The 14,702-nt window shown below is 37.7% G+C and carries 13 protein-coding genes; 8 read left to right on the forward strand and 5 right to left on the reverse strand.

Annotation, left to right across the window (positions count from 1 at the left end; translation table 11 throughout):
- Positions 1-164: 164 nt before the first annotated feature.
- The 4 genes from IPK35_08470 (at position 165) to IPK35_08485 (ending at position 5,494) form a co-directional block, all read left to right on the forward strand.
- Positions 165-743 carry a hypothetical protein gene (locus IPK35_08470; GenBank protein MBK8053288.1) on the forward strand — a complete coding sequence of 193 codons (579 nt, stop codon included), beginning with the start codon at positions 165-167 and terminating at the stop codon, positions 741-743.
- A gap of 100 nt (positions 744-843) precedes the next feature.
- Positions 844-2,172, forward strand: a complete 1,329-nt coding sequence (gene lysA, locus IPK35_08475) for a diaminopimelate decarboxylase (protein ID MBK8053289.1) — start codon at positions 844-846, stop codon at positions 2,170-2,172.
- Between the two features lie 9 nt (positions 2,173-2,181).
- Positions 2,182-2,790, forward strand: a complete 609-nt coding sequence (locus IPK35_08480; protein MBK8053290.1) for a histidine phosphatase family protein — start codon at positions 2,182-2,184, stop codon at positions 2,788-2,790.
- 73 nt (positions 2,791-2,863) lie between these two features.
- The gene (locus tag IPK35_08485) at positions 2,864-5,494 is read left to right on the forward strand and encodes a valine--tRNA ligase (GenBank protein MBK8053291.1); all 2,631 of its coding nucleotides are present in this window, start codon (positions 2,864-2,866) and stop codon (positions 5,492-5,494) included.
- Positions 5,495-5,573: 79 nt separating this feature from the next.
- Here the strand turns inward: IPK35_08485 and IPK35_08490 are convergent, their stop codons facing one another.
- Complete coding sequence (locus IPK35_08490) at positions 5,574-6,062, reverse strand: hypothetical protein (GenBank protein ID MBK8053292.1); 489 nt, start codon at positions 6,060-6,062, stop codon at positions 5,574-5,576.
- Between the two features lie 245 nt (positions 6,063-6,307).
- Here IPK35_08490 and IPK35_08495 point away from each other — a divergent pair, with 245 nt between their 5' ends.
- A complete protein-coding gene (locus tag IPK35_08495; protein ID MBK8053293.1) occupies positions 6,308-6,766 on the forward strand; it encodes an SRPBCC domain-containing protein in 459 nt (152 codons plus the stop codon).
- A gap of 557 nt (positions 6,767-7,323) precedes the next feature.
- Here the strand turns inward: IPK35_08495 and IPK35_08500 are convergent.
- Together IPK35_08500 and IPK35_08505 are read right to left on the reverse strand one after the other, a co-directional pair.
- A complete protein-coding gene (locus tag IPK35_08500) occupies positions 7,324-7,725 on the reverse strand; it encodes a type II toxin-antitoxin system VapC family toxin (GenBank protein MBK8053294.1) in 402 nt (133 codons plus the stop codon).
- Entirely contained in the window at positions 7,722-7,970 is a 249-nt protein-coding gene (locus tag IPK35_08505; GenBank protein MBK8053295.1) for a hypothetical protein, read from the reverse strand. Before IPK35_08505 ends, IPK35_08500 begins: the two co-directional genes overlap by 4 nt.
- Positions 7,971-8,107: 137 nt before the next feature.
- Between IPK35_08505 and IPK35_08510 the strand changes: the two genes are divergently transcribed.
- Genes IPK35_08510 through IPK35_08520 form a run of 3 tightly spaced genes read left to right on the forward strand, consistent with a single transcriptional unit; the run spans position 8,108 to position 9,286 of the window.
- A complete protein-coding gene (locus tag IPK35_08510; GenBank protein ID MBK8053296.1) occupies positions 8,108-8,434 on the forward strand; it encodes a winged helix-turn-helix transcriptional regulator in 327 nt (108 codons plus the stop codon).
- Positions 8,431-8,862: an SRPBCC domain-containing protein gene (locus tag IPK35_08515; protein ID MBK8053297.1), complete on the forward strand. Its 432-nt coding sequence runs from the start codon at positions 8,431-8,433 to the stop codon at positions 8,860-8,862. The genes IPK35_08510 and IPK35_08515 overlap by 4 nt, the downstream gene beginning before the upstream one ends.
- Before the next feature lie 13 nt (positions 8,863-8,875).
- Positions 8,876-9,286, forward strand: a complete 411-nt coding sequence (locus IPK35_08520) for an SRPBCC domain-containing protein (GenBank protein ID MBK8053298.1) — start codon at positions 8,876-8,878, stop codon at positions 9,284-9,286.
- A 204-nt stretch (positions 9,287-9,490) separates the two neighbouring features.
- Here the strand turns inward: IPK35_08520 and IPK35_08525 are convergent, their stop codons facing one another.
- Together IPK35_08525 and IPK35_08530 are read right to left on the reverse strand one after the other, a co-directional pair.
- Positions 9,491-11,857, reverse strand: coding sequence for a glycoside hydrolase family 127 protein (locus IPK35_08525; GenBank protein MBK8053299.1), 2,367 nt, complete (start codon positions 11,855-11,857; stop codon positions 9,491-9,493).
- A gap of 5 nt (positions 11,858-11,862) precedes the next feature.
- Positions 11,863-14,259 (reverse strand): glycoside hydrolase family 127 protein, encoded by a 2,397-nt coding sequence (locus IPK35_08530; protein MBK8053300.1) that lies wholly within the window; start codon positions 14,257-14,259, stop codon positions 11,863-11,865.
- Positions 14,260-14,702: the final 443 nt, after the last annotated feature.

The following is a 14,702-nucleotide window of genomic DNA, read 5'->3' on the forward strand; positions in this document are numbered from 1 at the left end:
GACGGTGGTTGAGCACATCGGAGTGGAGCCGAAGTGAATGCAGAATTATAATGTAAGAGACTACAGAACCCGAAGCAATTATTAGTCACCCTTAAGTGTTTGGTGTATCTTTGCACCTAAAATCTATTTTTACATCACTGCCAAAGGCACAAATTGAAAGTATAATGTCATTTTACAGGAAGAGTAGCAATTGGAAAAAGTGGATTGTTTTCTCAGGCATCATGGCTATCATTCTGTTATATTCGGGTTGTAAGTCTCAAAATGCTAAAACCGATCAGGGACCAGTTACATCTGACAAGCTTGATGAAGTCTTGGATAGTACTGCTATTTACCTTGAAAACTTCAAAAAAGAGGGCGACGCCTACATCGTACCCTGGAATTATATGCTCAATGTAAAATTTGAAAAAAAATATAGCGACTCCTTGGGAATGGAAGTATCACTGCCTATATTTAATGATACACTCAAGGTGCTGAATGGTAAAAAAGTCATTGTTGAAGGATTTTACATACCTGTAGATGAAACCGGCGATGAAAAGATCGTCATTTTGTCCGCCTATCCTTTTGCCCAGTGCTTTTTTTGTGGTCAAGCCGGTGTAGAATCCATTGTAGATATTATCACTTCACAAAAATTGCCCAAACTCAAAGTTGATACCAAAATCAGATTCAAAGGTACTTTTAAGTTGAATAGAGATAACTTTGATTTTCTGATCTACATGCTGGAAGACGCGGAATTGATTCAATAGCATTATCACTACATTAACAAAAAAGGAGACACAGACAGTAGAATTCCCTTCCTTTCTTTGGAAAACTGCTTATCTTTGCACCCTTAAATAAGAATCAATAATGTATATCGAAAACAACAGATACGTGCTTGATGGAGGATTGGATCCTTTGGAACTGGCAAAAAAATACGATTGCCCGCTGTATATTTACGAAACAGCCACTATGAAAAGGCAGTATGACAGACTTGTAAATGCTTTTGATCTCAAAAAGTTAAAAATCAATTATGCTTGCAAAGCACTGAATAATATATCCGTCCTGAAGTTTTTTAAATCTATAGGAGCAGGTCTTGATACAGTTTCCATTCAGGAAGTGAGAGTAGGGCTAATGGCAGGATTCAGACCTGAAGACATCATCTATACGCCCAACTGTGTATCGATTGAAGAGCTCTCGCAAGCAGTCGAAATGGGTGTCAAGATCAATGTCGACAACTTGTCCATATTGGAACAATTCGGTAGTTTGTACCCCGACTACCCGGTATGTATCCGTATCAATCCACACATCATGGCAGGTGGTAACAGCAAGATCAGTGTAGGACATATTGATTCAAAATTTGGTATTTCTTTCCATCAGACACCGCATATCCACCGCATCGTCAAGACTCACAACATGATCGTCGAAGGTATTCATATGCATACAGGAAGCGACATCATGGATATTGATGTTTTCCTTCAGGGTGCAGAGATACTTCTCAGCGTAGCAAAAGATTTCAAAGACCTTCAATATGTGGATTTTGGCAGTGGATTTAAAGTGCCGTACAAAGAAGAAGATATTGAGACCGATATCGAAGAACTTGGAGAAAAAATCGGTAATAGATTCAAACAATTTTGTTATGAATATGGCAGAAACCTTACATTGATGTTTGAGCCGGGCAAGTTTCTGGTCAGTGAATCGGGCATATTTTTAGTCAGGGTAAATGTAGTAAAACAAACGACATCCACTGTATTTGCAGGAGTGGATTCCGGGCTGAATCACCTGATACGTCCTATGCTGTATGACTCATATCACAAGATCGTCAATATCTCCAAAACAGAAGGCAGAACCAGAGTGTACAATGTCGTGGGATACATATGCGAAACAGATACATTTGGTGTCAACAGGAAAATGACAGAAATCAATGAAGGTGACATCCTGGCGTTCTACAATGCAGGTGCTTATTGTTTTACCATGTCATCCAACTACAATTCAAGATACCGACCTGCTGAAGTGCTGATCCACGAAGGTAAGGACTATCTCATCCGCGAGCGAGAGTCGATGGAAGACATTCTCAAAAATCAGATCAATGTAGACATTTTTGGAGAACCTAAAGCACTGCAGGCACCACCAATGGATGATATTAAAGTAAAAGAGAAAGAATATTCAGAAATCATAGCAGATAAAGAAAATAAATAGCAGATTAATATGCAATTAAAAAATTTAAGTTTTGTTTTTGTCCTGGCTTTGTCGACTGCTTTTTGGGGGTGCAAGCAGGAAGCTACAGTCATCGATATCAACGGTAAAACACTGAAAGAAATTCAATCCGCCACCATCATCACTTCAGACGGGCAGCAATTGGTATTGCCTGAAGATAGTATTTCAAAAATTTACTACCTCGTACGTCATGCTGAAAAAGATACATCTATCAAAGATGAACCACCATTGACCCCTGAAGGTATAAAAAGAGGAACAAGGATAGCAGAAATTCTCAGAGGTACCAGAGTTGATGCAATTTATTCTACCCTTACACTGAGGACCATGTTTACGGTTGATTCATTTGCTGATATTAAAGCCATGAGCATCAAACCTTATGAAAACAAAGAACTGAAGATATTGCTTGATGATGTAAAAAAATCAACCGACTTCAACAGAATATTTATCGTAGGCCATTCCAATACCATACCGTCGATCACCAACTCTCTTGCCGGCAGACAAATATTCAACAAAGTATTTGAAGAAAACGAATATGATAACTTTGTCATCGTTGTTGAAAAAAAATCCGGAAATACCGATGTCTATACTTTGAAGTACTGATACCAAAATTAAAAAATCCTGATTCTGTCCTTCTAAGTCTCCAATTCGTCATCTTAAAAATACCAATTTAAAAATCGTGATTTCATCAAGATATAATCCGTCAGAAGTAGAAAACTCATGGTACGCCCACTGGATGGATAAAAAATACTTTCATTCAGAACCTGATCATCGTGAGGCATACAGCATTGTGATTCCGCCACCCAATGTCACCGGTGTACTGCATATGGGACACATGCTCAACAATACTATTCAGGATATTTTGATTCGAAAAGCACGCATGGATGGTAAAAATGCGTGTTGGGTACCAGGTACAGATCACGCTTCTATTGCTACTGAAGCCAAAGTTGTAAAAATGCTACGTGATCAGGGTATCAAAAAAGGTGATCTTACCAGAGAAGAATTCCTGAAATATGCCTGGGAATGGAAAGAAAAATATGGAGGCATCATCCTCGAGCAGTTACAAAAACTGGGGGCATCCTGTGATTGGGACCGTACGGCATTCACCATGGATGAAGTCAGGTCTCAAGGTGTGTTAAAGGTATTTGTGGATCTCTACAATAATGGAAAACTCTACCGCGGCAAGAGGATGGTCAACTGGGATCCCGAAGCCAAAACCGTACTCTCCAACGAAGAAGTCATCTATGGACTGGAACAATCTAGATTATTTCATGTAAAATATCAGATAGAAGGGACCAATGATTTTCTTACTATAGCTACCACAAGGCCTGAAACCATCATGGGCGATACCGCCATTGCTGTACATCCTGACGACCCCAGATACGCACATCTGGAAGGAAAATATGCCATAGTACCCATCATTGGCCGCGTGATACCTATCATCAGGGATAGCTATGTGGATATGGAATTTGGTACCGGAGCACTGAAAGTCACACCGGCACACGACGTCAATGACTATGAGATTGGCAAAAGACACGATCTGGAAGTAGTGGATGTGTTTAATGATGACGGGACAATGAGTCCTGAGGCTACAGTATACATCGGAGAAGACAGATTTGTGGTGAGGAAAAAATTTGTAAAAGACCTGGAAGCAGCCGGTCATATCGCAAAAATAGAAGATTACCAAAACAATGTAGGAAGGTCGGAGCGTACCAGCTGTGTGGTAGAACCACGGCTTTCATTGCAATGGTATGTGGATATGAAAGCCCTCGCAGGTCCTGCACTTGACGCAGTAATGAAAGACGAAGTAGAGTTTTTTCCAAAAAATCAGAAAAATATCTACCGCCACTGGATGGAAAATATCAGGGATTGGTGTATCTCCAGGCAACTTTGGTGGGGACACAGAATTCCTGCATATTATTATGGAGGAGAGACATTCGTGGCAGAAACTGTTGAATCAGCATGGGCTATAGCCAAAAACAAATTTCCGGAGATCAACATCGAAGATTTAAAACAGGATGAAGACGTGCTCGACACCTGGTTTTCATCATGGTTGTGGCCGATTACAGTTTTTGATGGATTTAATGATAGAAAGACATTAGACTATTACTATCCAACTTCTGTCCTCGTGACCGGGTGGGATATCATTTTCCTGTGGGTAGCACGCATGATCATGGCAGGCTACGAATGGGAAAATAAAAGACCATTCAAACATGTGTATTTCACAGGAATGGTGAGAGATAAACTTCGCCGCAAAATGTCCAAATCCCTGGGCAACAGTCCTGATGCACTTCAGCTGATAGAAGATTTTGGCGCCGATGGTGTTAGATTTGGGATGATGCTTTGCTCACCTGCTGGAGGGGATTTACTATTTGACGAAAAACTTTGCGAACAAGGACGGAATTTCTGCAACAAGATATGGAATGCTCTGAGACTTGTGGATGGATGGCAGGCTGATGAAAATATCAAAGCGTCGGCATCTGACATGCTGGCTCATGAATGGATGCAACATAAGATGAATGCCATGCTCGCCGATGTGGACAAAAACTTCAACGAATACAGGCTTTCTGAAGCGCTCATGAGCATTTACAACTTTGTTTGGAATGACTTTTGTTCCTGGTATCTGGAAATGGTCAAACCACCATATGAAGGAAAAATCGCACAGGAAACCAAAAACAATACCATTCAGATTTTCACCAAAATATGTGCGATCATGCATCCGTTTATGCCCTTCATCACAGAAGAAGTGTGGCACAAACTCTCCGATCGGAAAGAAGGTGACGACTGTATGGTATCAGCATATCCGGTATCCGGAAACTTTAACCAGCAACTCATAGATAAAGTCGAACAGGCAAAAGACATCATCACCTCCATCAGAGACATCAGAAACAAACAAGGCATCAAAGCCAAAGACCTTCTCGATGTGTATATCATCAGCAGTGACAGGTCAAAAAACCTGATAAATACTGCCGGTTGGGCAGACATCTGCATAAAATCTGCCAGCTTAAACCATTTAGCGCTTACAGAAGATGATAGTATAACCGGGATCAGTTTCATAACAGGTACTGAAAAATGCATTGTTTCCTTAAAACAAGAGATAGATATACAGTCCCAAATAGAAGAAAAGAAAAAAGAACTCGAATACCAGCTTGGATTTGTAGCGTCAGTACAGAAAAAGCTTGAAAATGAACGATTTGTAAGTGGCGCTCCAAAAGATGTGGTGGACAAGGAAAGAGCCAAGCTGGCTGATGGTCAGGAAAGGATCAGGATTCTGGAAGAAGAGATTCAGCGATTGACAGGGTTGTAAGCAAAGGAACAGCAATTTCTATTCAAGCTTCTGGAAGTGACTGATTTATTTTGCGATTAGGGTATTAAAAAACCCAATCTTACTTTAATGTAAAATTCAATCCCCAGCTTTGGGCTACACTATCCACCAGATTTTTATTAAGTTCGGCTCTTTGATACTCTTCTTTATCAACAAAAAACAAACTTCCTTGAGACTTTACAATGGTGTCACAGGAAATTCGGGTAAAAATATTCAGCTGATAGTACAGTGAATCATTATACTTTTTCCTGAAAGCATCCTTTTCTTCATATATACTCCCAAAATATTTTGGTAAAGTGACGATCTTCCACAGGTGCAGCACTTCCTGATCATTTGGAAAATTGTCAGGGGAATCCCAGCGATGTCCATTGTATAAGCTTTTTGGTATCATTTTATCATTGATACCAGGAATATTGAATTTTGCTCGTATTTCATTTGCATTCGCCCCGTAATATAGGTTGTCATCCTTCCTATTGTTACATTGCCTTAAATCAAATATTATTTTAAAAATAAAAACTATCATGACTACTGCCAATATATACTTATTCATCGTACAATATGTTTTTTAAAGTGTTTGTTACCTATCATTTTCCGACAACCTTATCGTAAACAGAAAATATTGTGCGAAAAATTTAAATCACAAGATATTATTTTTCAAATAATTGTGATTTAAAATTTTGCAAATCATTTTCTGCTAAGTATATATGAAAACCATAATAATTTTTCACTATCATCCGACAAAAATCCAAAAATTCAATTAATTTCGTAATTCAATTCACATAAAATCAATAAAAAATGATCAGAAAAGTATATCAAGTGAGCGTAAATGCACCAAAAGAAAAATGTTCCGATTTAATGTTAGGACTTTCGGACATCAGTACTTACAAGCAATGGACAGCAGTCTTCAATCCTACCTCGAGATATGACGGGTCGTGGGAGAAAGGTAGCAAAATCAAATTTGTAGGTGTAGCAGAGAATGGAAAAAAAAGCGGTATGGTGTCGAGGATTGCTGAGCATATACCAAATGAATATGTGTCGATCGAGCACTATGGACTTTTCGAAGATGACGTGGAAATTATCGAAGGTCCACAAGTGGAAAGTTGGGCAGGTGGCCAGGAAAATTACACTTTTGAAGCCGATGGAAATGGGACCAAAATCACCGTAGAGGTTGATGTGACAGAAGACCATGAAACATGGTTTGACGAAAATTACCCCTTTGCTTTGAAGAAGTTGAAGGAAGGAATCGAAGGCTGATACGAGTCATCATTTAGTACCGACAGAATAATCATTAAATGTGACAGTGTGTGTGTAACACATTCTACAATTACTTAATCACCTCGCTACCCCTGCCTAAGTAGGCATGCAATCACATTCCCATAAAGGACGCCTCACCCAGTAACTCCTATGTTCAGCGGGCTGATCTCCCCTTTAGGGGCCGGGGGTATGTGGAGGGAAATGGCGAAAACTAATTTCATTTCGTGGCTAGCATAACAGTAATTATCTTTTTACAAAAAAGTGCAATGTGTTACATACACTGTGACAGTCATCATGCATGCATTGTGATATTATCTTTATTTTATCTTTTTTATGGGTGCATTTCATTTTTTCGCCCTTTGCTCGATTTCTTAACAAGTTTCGTTTGTTCGTCGTAGCTTCCAGCTACGATGCAATATAGACAGGGATCTTGCCTGAATCGCGAAATAATAAAATGGTGATTTTTAATGTGAAGCGAAAAAATGAAATAAACCCTTTTTTATTGGAATTACACTGCAAATCTATCTTATTTCCTAAATGAAGGTTAATAAAAATATTCACCAAACTACCTTCAACCCACAATCTTTATATTTATGAATTTGCTCATCATCAGTGATAAAAGTCATGTTGTTTTGGATCGCTTGCCAGATCAGCATACGATCAAACGGATCTTTGTGGTGGAATGATCTTAAATTGTGAAAAGAAACCGTGTCTGAAAGATTTAAGTCAAGAATAGATACTTTACAAGCCATCTCTAATTCACGCTTAAATGTTTCTGGTGTTGCACCATTAAGACTAAGTTTCCCCAAACTATATTTGAGACTAAACTCCCAAAAACTAACTGTACTAATGAAAATTTCATTTTCTTGATTTAATAGTATATCCTTGATACTTGTCCTGATCATACCAGGTTGTGTTACCATCCAGATTCCTATATGGCTATCAATCAAATAGTTCATAAGCCCATTTCTTCTAATTCTTCATCCGACCATTGAAGGTCTTCCTTTTTTATATCAATTCCCAAATGACTGAGCGTACCTAATATTCTCCCTTCTTTTTTCTCAGGCAACATTTCTTTACCAAAATAACCAACTAATTCCCCAGCCTTACCTTTTACAACTTTGACTGTAACACCTTTTTTAAGAAGTTCCACAACTTCAGAAAATCTGGCTTTAAAATCTCCAATGTGCATGGTCTGTACCATATTTCAAATTTTTTAACAAAGATAAGACATTCTTGACAAGTTGTCAAGAATAATATTTTGAAAAAATGTTAAAATAAATTTACGCAATCAAATAGTAGCACATATATTTGCAACCAAATAGCAGCACATAGTATTTTATGGAAGCAAGAAGAGATATATTTCAAGCCATTGCAGACCCTACCCGCAGAGCGATTGTCGTATTACTAGCTATGGGATCAATGACGCCAAATGCATTGGCAGAACATTTTGATAGTAGCAGACAAGCTGTCTCCAAACACTTAAAAATTCTAACAGAATGCGAATTATTAAGACAAGAACAACAAGGTAGAGAGATATATTATCACTTAGATATCGACAAAATGAAAGAAATAGACCATTGGATAAGCCAGTTTAAAAAGATTTGGGAGTCGAAATTCGACCAGTTAGATCAATTATTAGCAAACCTTAAATCCGAAAAGAAATGAAACCAGAAATTGAAATTTCCAGGTTATTAGATGCAGATATAAGTCTCGTATGGAAGGCCATTACTGAAAAGGAATTGATGAAGCAATGGTATTTTGACCTTATTGAATTCAAACCTGAAATCGGGTTTTCATTTGAGTTTACAGGTGGACATGAAGGTGGTATCCAATACAATCATATATGTGTGATAACTGAAGTAGAATTCGAAAAAAAGCTCACCTACAGCTGGAAATATGAAGGTTATGAAGGCATATCTTATGTGACTTTCGAACTTATAGATGAGGACGGAAAGACAAGACTTAATTTTTCCCATAGCGGATTATCGACATTTCCTTACAACAATCTTGACTTTGCATTACACAATTTCGAAGGAGGTTGGGATCACTTTATAAATCATGCATTACCAGAATTTTTAATTAAAACAAATTAAATAAAACATTAATATGAGTGATAAAATCACGGTTTCAGCCATAGTAAATGCTGACAAAATCAAAGTTTGGGATTGTTATACCAATCCGGTACATATCGTCCATTGGAATTTTGCAGATCCTTCCTGGCACTGTCCGAAAGCTGAAAATGACATGACTATTGGTGGAAAATATCTAGCAAGAATGGAAGCCAAAGATGGGAGTTTTGGATTTGACTTCGAAGCGATTTACACCACCATTGATATGGGAAATTCTTTTTCATATACATTTGGAGATCGTTTTTGTAATGTGAGTTTTAAGGAAGCAGATGATCAAACCAAAGTCACGGTATCATTCGATCCTGAAACAGAACATCCAATTGAAATGCAACAAGCAGGATGGCAAGCGATCCTAAATAATTTCAAATCGTATGTTGATACTTTTTAAAAATAAAAATCAATGAATAGTCTCTTGCAGTTTGACTTTATCGTCAATAAGGAAAATAAAACGATCAACATCCATAGAGAATTTGCAGCTGATCTTGATCTTGTTTGGGCAGCTTGGACAGAAGCTGATATCTTGGATCAATGGTGGGCGCCAAAACCATATAGAAACAAAACAAAAACAAACTTCTTTATCCCATTTATACATTTATTTACTTTCCCTCAATGTTCTTGCCCCAAATACTCTTCCTGCAGTAGTACCGTGCACTGCATTAATCTTGATGGTGATTTTTTCGTTCCCTTGGGTCAAATGTATGGGTATAGAGTAACTTTTATGGTAGAATTTGCCCGTTGCCCCTCCTTTTAATTGTTCAGTAGATATGACTTCATTGTTGACTTCAATATCAAATTTTCTGTCTTTATCATCACCGATATAACTCAATAATAGAGAATTGGGTTTTGAAGGGTCTGTCATCATTTCAAATGAAAAATAATGGTTGACTCTTGCTTCTCTGCCTTTAACTCCCATGGCTTCACTGACATAAGACCGCTCGGTGGCAAATAATTTATGATCACGTTCCGGTTGCATTTCACCTACCCTGAAATAATCGACTGTTTTTTCTGAAATTTCTTTTTCTTCTTTTTTGAGTTTCAGATACTCTTCCTTTTGTTTTTCCCATAGATCTTGTGTAAAATAGTCCCAATAGACATTGTAATGCCCCTGGTATGTGTCATAAAAAGGTCTTAATTCTACATCAAAAGGTTTGCCTACGCCATAAGTCTTGAAGTTAAGTCCTGAAGTGGTTTTAGTCACCCAATCTTTTACCGGAAGCCTTTGATCTGTTAATAAAACTGGTATGCCAATAAGAGGGTCAGGCATAGAATCACCCAATTGGCCGGCTAAAACAATTGGCCCATAAAGAATGCTGATTCGGTCTTTATTATCTGGCATAGCTTCCGTATGCAATGTCATCTCCATCTCTATCCTGATGTTGTCCTTATGTTTCCATCCTCTGCTGAATACAGCATATCCCTGCTGAATGTAATCCGGGTTTACCTGTTTGGAATTAATGTAATATCTTATATTTCCATTTGACCATGAAGGAATCCTGAGTTTCAGATCGAAGTTTTGTTTTTTCTTTAACTTAAAACTTAAAGTGGTAACACCTGATTCAGGAAATGTAGTCACCTGAGATACCGTAACATTTCGATTTTTCCAATTGAGTTCGGAAGGTATAAACAGATTGACATAAAGGCTTCCGTTACTTCCTTCCATATATATGCCCTCACCATATTTGGTATGGTTTTCAATGCCAGTGCCCACACAACAAGTAAATGTTTCGGTAGAATCGCTAAACATTTTTTTTGCTCCCATTCTCAATGGCATAAAATACGTCATCATTGCCGTACCCGGATGCTGTGATGACAAGATATGATTGTACAATGCGCGTTCATAATAGTCTCCAAATTCAGAAGATGGGTTCAAAGCTAAAAGCTGCCTGGTGAGTTTTAGCATATTGTATGTGTTGCAGGTTTCTGCGGTGTTGTCACTCAAACGATCATTTAGTTTGCCTGCTTCCCCACAATATTCATAATTGCTGTTGCCACCTATGACATAAGTATGGTTTTTCACCATTGTATTCCAAAAAAAAGCGGCAATTATACTGTCTTTTTTATTGCCGGTAAAGATGTATTGAGTAGCACTTCCAATAGCTTTTGGAACATTGGTATTTGAATGTTTTCCAGGTAAAGGATCAATAGATTCAGCAAGTGGTTTCATTACAAAATCATCAAAAAATTTATAGGACAACTCAAGATAATATGGATTATTTGTAACAGCATACAATTGAGCAAGTATATCATTCATGCCTCCCCATTCACACTTGAGCATTTCCTGTATTTGATCTCTATTCAGATCTTTTAAAACATTGCCTGTCCAATGAGCCATTCTTTCCAATGATTTTAGAGCTTTAGTATTATCACAATGCAGGTAAGCATCCATCAGTCCGGTCATAACTTTATGTACAGTGTACCATGGGCTCCATCCGCCATTGAGATCAAATCCGCTGGTCTTAATTTCACCCTTTGCAACTTTTCCAAAGATGTCATCTTCATTAGGAATGGCTCCAACGTATCCTGTCTTTCGGGCATTTTGACAGATGATTAATTCATCTACAATGTAGTCAATCCTTTTTTTATACTCCTGTTTTGCTGTCGCACTATACATCAATGCACAAGCAGATAAGTAGTGTCCCAAAGTATGCCCGGATACACCTGCGCTCTCCCATCCTCCATAAACTGAATCCTTTGGATTTAATCCGGCATTTTTGTAAAATCTGTGTAACAATCTGTCAGGCTGTAATGAAAGTAAGTATCCTGCATCATTTGTCATCGCCTGATAAAATCTGCTACCCGGTAACAATCGAACCTGTGATAATGGAAATGAATATGCTTTTAAAGGAGCAACAGGCAAAACCTTGATTTTAGGATTGGATCTTTCAGGTACAAATGATTTAGCCAAACAATGTAACGCTGAAAATATAAAAACTGTTAAAATGAAAACCTTCTTTTTCATAACTCTTAATTTATTATCCATTCATAAATTCCTGCTGAAAACTGTTCGGGCAGTACTACTTCCATTCTGATTGCAGTGGTTTCCACAGGAGTAAAAGTCACCTTATTAAGTTGATTTTTAATAACTTTATAACTTTCTGTGGTTTGGGCAGGATACCAGTCAGAACCGGATTTATATAAAATCCTCCATGAAACGGGAGTTCTGCAACCTCCCCACGGACCATCATCAAACCAGTAAACTGATGATTCTGTTACTTTTTTCTTTTCATCAAAGTGGTATTCCACCCACTCAGTAGTATTTTTTTTGGGCCACCAATGGAGATATGAAGCTTCACGGTCACTTGAATCCTGTGGAATATAATGATCATTTATGGCTTTGAGCATTCGTGCATTATTTATAGATGATGACACTTTTGCATATTTTGAAATGTTAAGAGGTGATTTTGGTTTAGCAACAGAAACATCATGAGGTATCCATACCAGCATTTCAGAAGGACCTCGGTTTGCCCATGTATAGTATGGTATTGCCTTTAAAGGTTGTTCTTGACTTTTTGCAACTGTACTGTCAGCGTTTTGAAACAGATATTTGCCTTTTAAATGTAATACATTAACACCACCCAATAATCCGGCATCAAATCTTTTATTGACTTCTACATCTTCAGAAACAAGCAAATTACTGATGGATGATTCATTATCTGGACTTTCTATACAATACACTATTGGTCCCAATTCCAGAGCAATTTTCTTCTGATTGGCGGCTACCTGATTATTAGACACCACTTTTTTTACTTCCATTGGTAGTTCAAATGTGACGACATCACCTTTTTTCCAGAGTTTGTTGATTACTGCATATCCATTTTCAATTTTTACAGGTGTTACCTTTCCATTAGTTAAGATGACAATATTAGCTTTCTCAGGATTTTTATAAAAGTATAGGTCACCGGATGTAGGTTGGCCATTTGCCCATCCGGGTATCCTGATTTTCAAGTCAAATTTTTCTTTTTTAACCGGGTTTATTTTTATCATTATCTTCCCATCCCATGGATATTCGGTGATTTGCTGTATGTTAATTTTATTTTTTGCATAAGAAATGTTAGCGGATGAACTGGCAAAAAGATTTACGAAAATACCTTTTTCATCCTGAGCATAAATGTAGCCTGGCACTGAAGGCAGAAATCGGGTCATATTTGAGACGCAGCAAGCACAATTATGCCAATCACTTCTTTGATGCTGGCCTATCGATGCCAGTGGGTTAGGATAAAAGAAATGATCACCACTGAGCGATACACCGGACACCAGTCCATTGTACAGGGTTCTTTCGAGGATATCAATATATTTTGATTCACCTGTCATGGCAAACATTCGCATGTTCCAATAAACGTTGGCGATTGCAGCACAGGTTTCAGCGTATGCCGACATGTTTGGAAGAAAATAATCCTCCCCAAATGCTTCACCATTGCCTGTGGCCCCTATGCCGCCAGTGATATATAGTTTTTTTTGTACAACATCTTCCCAGATGTGATTGAGTGCATTTTTATAATCCTTATCTCCAGTCAATGCCGCAATATCAGCCATACCGCTATACATATAAGTAGCACGTACAGCATGGCCGACTGCGGTAGTTTGTTCGGTCACTTTTTTGTGAGACTGGCTATATTCCTGGTTTAAATGGCCTTCCTGTCCTCTGAGGTCCAGGAAAAATTTTGCAAGATCTAAATATTCCTTTTTCCCTGTAATCCTGTACAATTTTACAAGGCCTGTTTCAATAATCTGATGTCCGGGGAATTTTTCAGTTTTTCCATAACCGAATTCTTTCACATGTAAATCCGCATTCTTTAGTGCAATATTTAATAAATTTCTTTTGCCCGTTGCTAAAAAATGAGCAGATGCAGCTTCATAGAGATGTCCGACATTATAAAGTTCATGACTTAAGTCTTCATCCAACTCCCATCTGCTTTTGCCCAGCCAGGGATGAGGTTCCTTCAGTGGCATGGTTCTGAAAGTAAACAAATAACCATCAGGTTCCTGAGCTGACCCAATCAGGGCTATGAGGGTGTCCAGATACTTTTCCAATAAAGGATTTGGTTTAGATTGCAGGCTGTATGATGCCCCTTCAATTACCTTATACAAATCAGAATCATCAAAAGGATATGTTGATGATTTATTATCCTTTATGACACCAGCTGCCCTTTTAAAATTAGCCATCCTGTCTTCCGATTCACATTTGCTCAAGGTGTGTGGTATGGATACATCAGCATTGATATTTATCTTTGGCAGCCAGAATTTGTCATCAATTTTCACATGGTTAAAACTGACAGGACGTATGGGATAGTCAAGATTTTGACCGAATAAACTGCAGGTTGCAATAGATATAGTACAAAGAATAAATAATTTCAGATTCATATTTTTAATAATTACTGCATACAAAAATATAATTAAAAATCATCTTTTACATGATATCATAAATTTATTCTTCACATAATCGTCAAAACAAAGGTACAGTATTATTATTTATTTCTTAACTTTACGTTTTCCACATGAAGTTATAAGTTATAACATTGTTGTCAACGAAAATCATGAGAGCTCATTAACTTTACTCATTCAAGAATATGAACAAAAGACGTTTATCATTGAGCTTCCCAATCCTATTGATGCTATTCTGTTTAGAATGGATCAATTGGGAGTGACGAAAAGTGATTTAGCAAAAATTGTAGGTTCTAAAAGAAGAGTTAGTGAAATATTTAATGGTAAAAGGAAGTTAACCTTGAAATGATTAGGAATTTTAATGTGCATCTTGGCATATCAGCTCAATCACTAATCACTGAATACGATTTAGCTCATGTTAA

It is taken from the genome of Saprospiraceae bacterium, assembly GCA_016713025.1.
In the GTDB taxonomy this organism is placed as follows: Bacteria; Bacteroidota; Bacteroidia; order Chitinophagales; family Saprospiraceae; genus OLB9.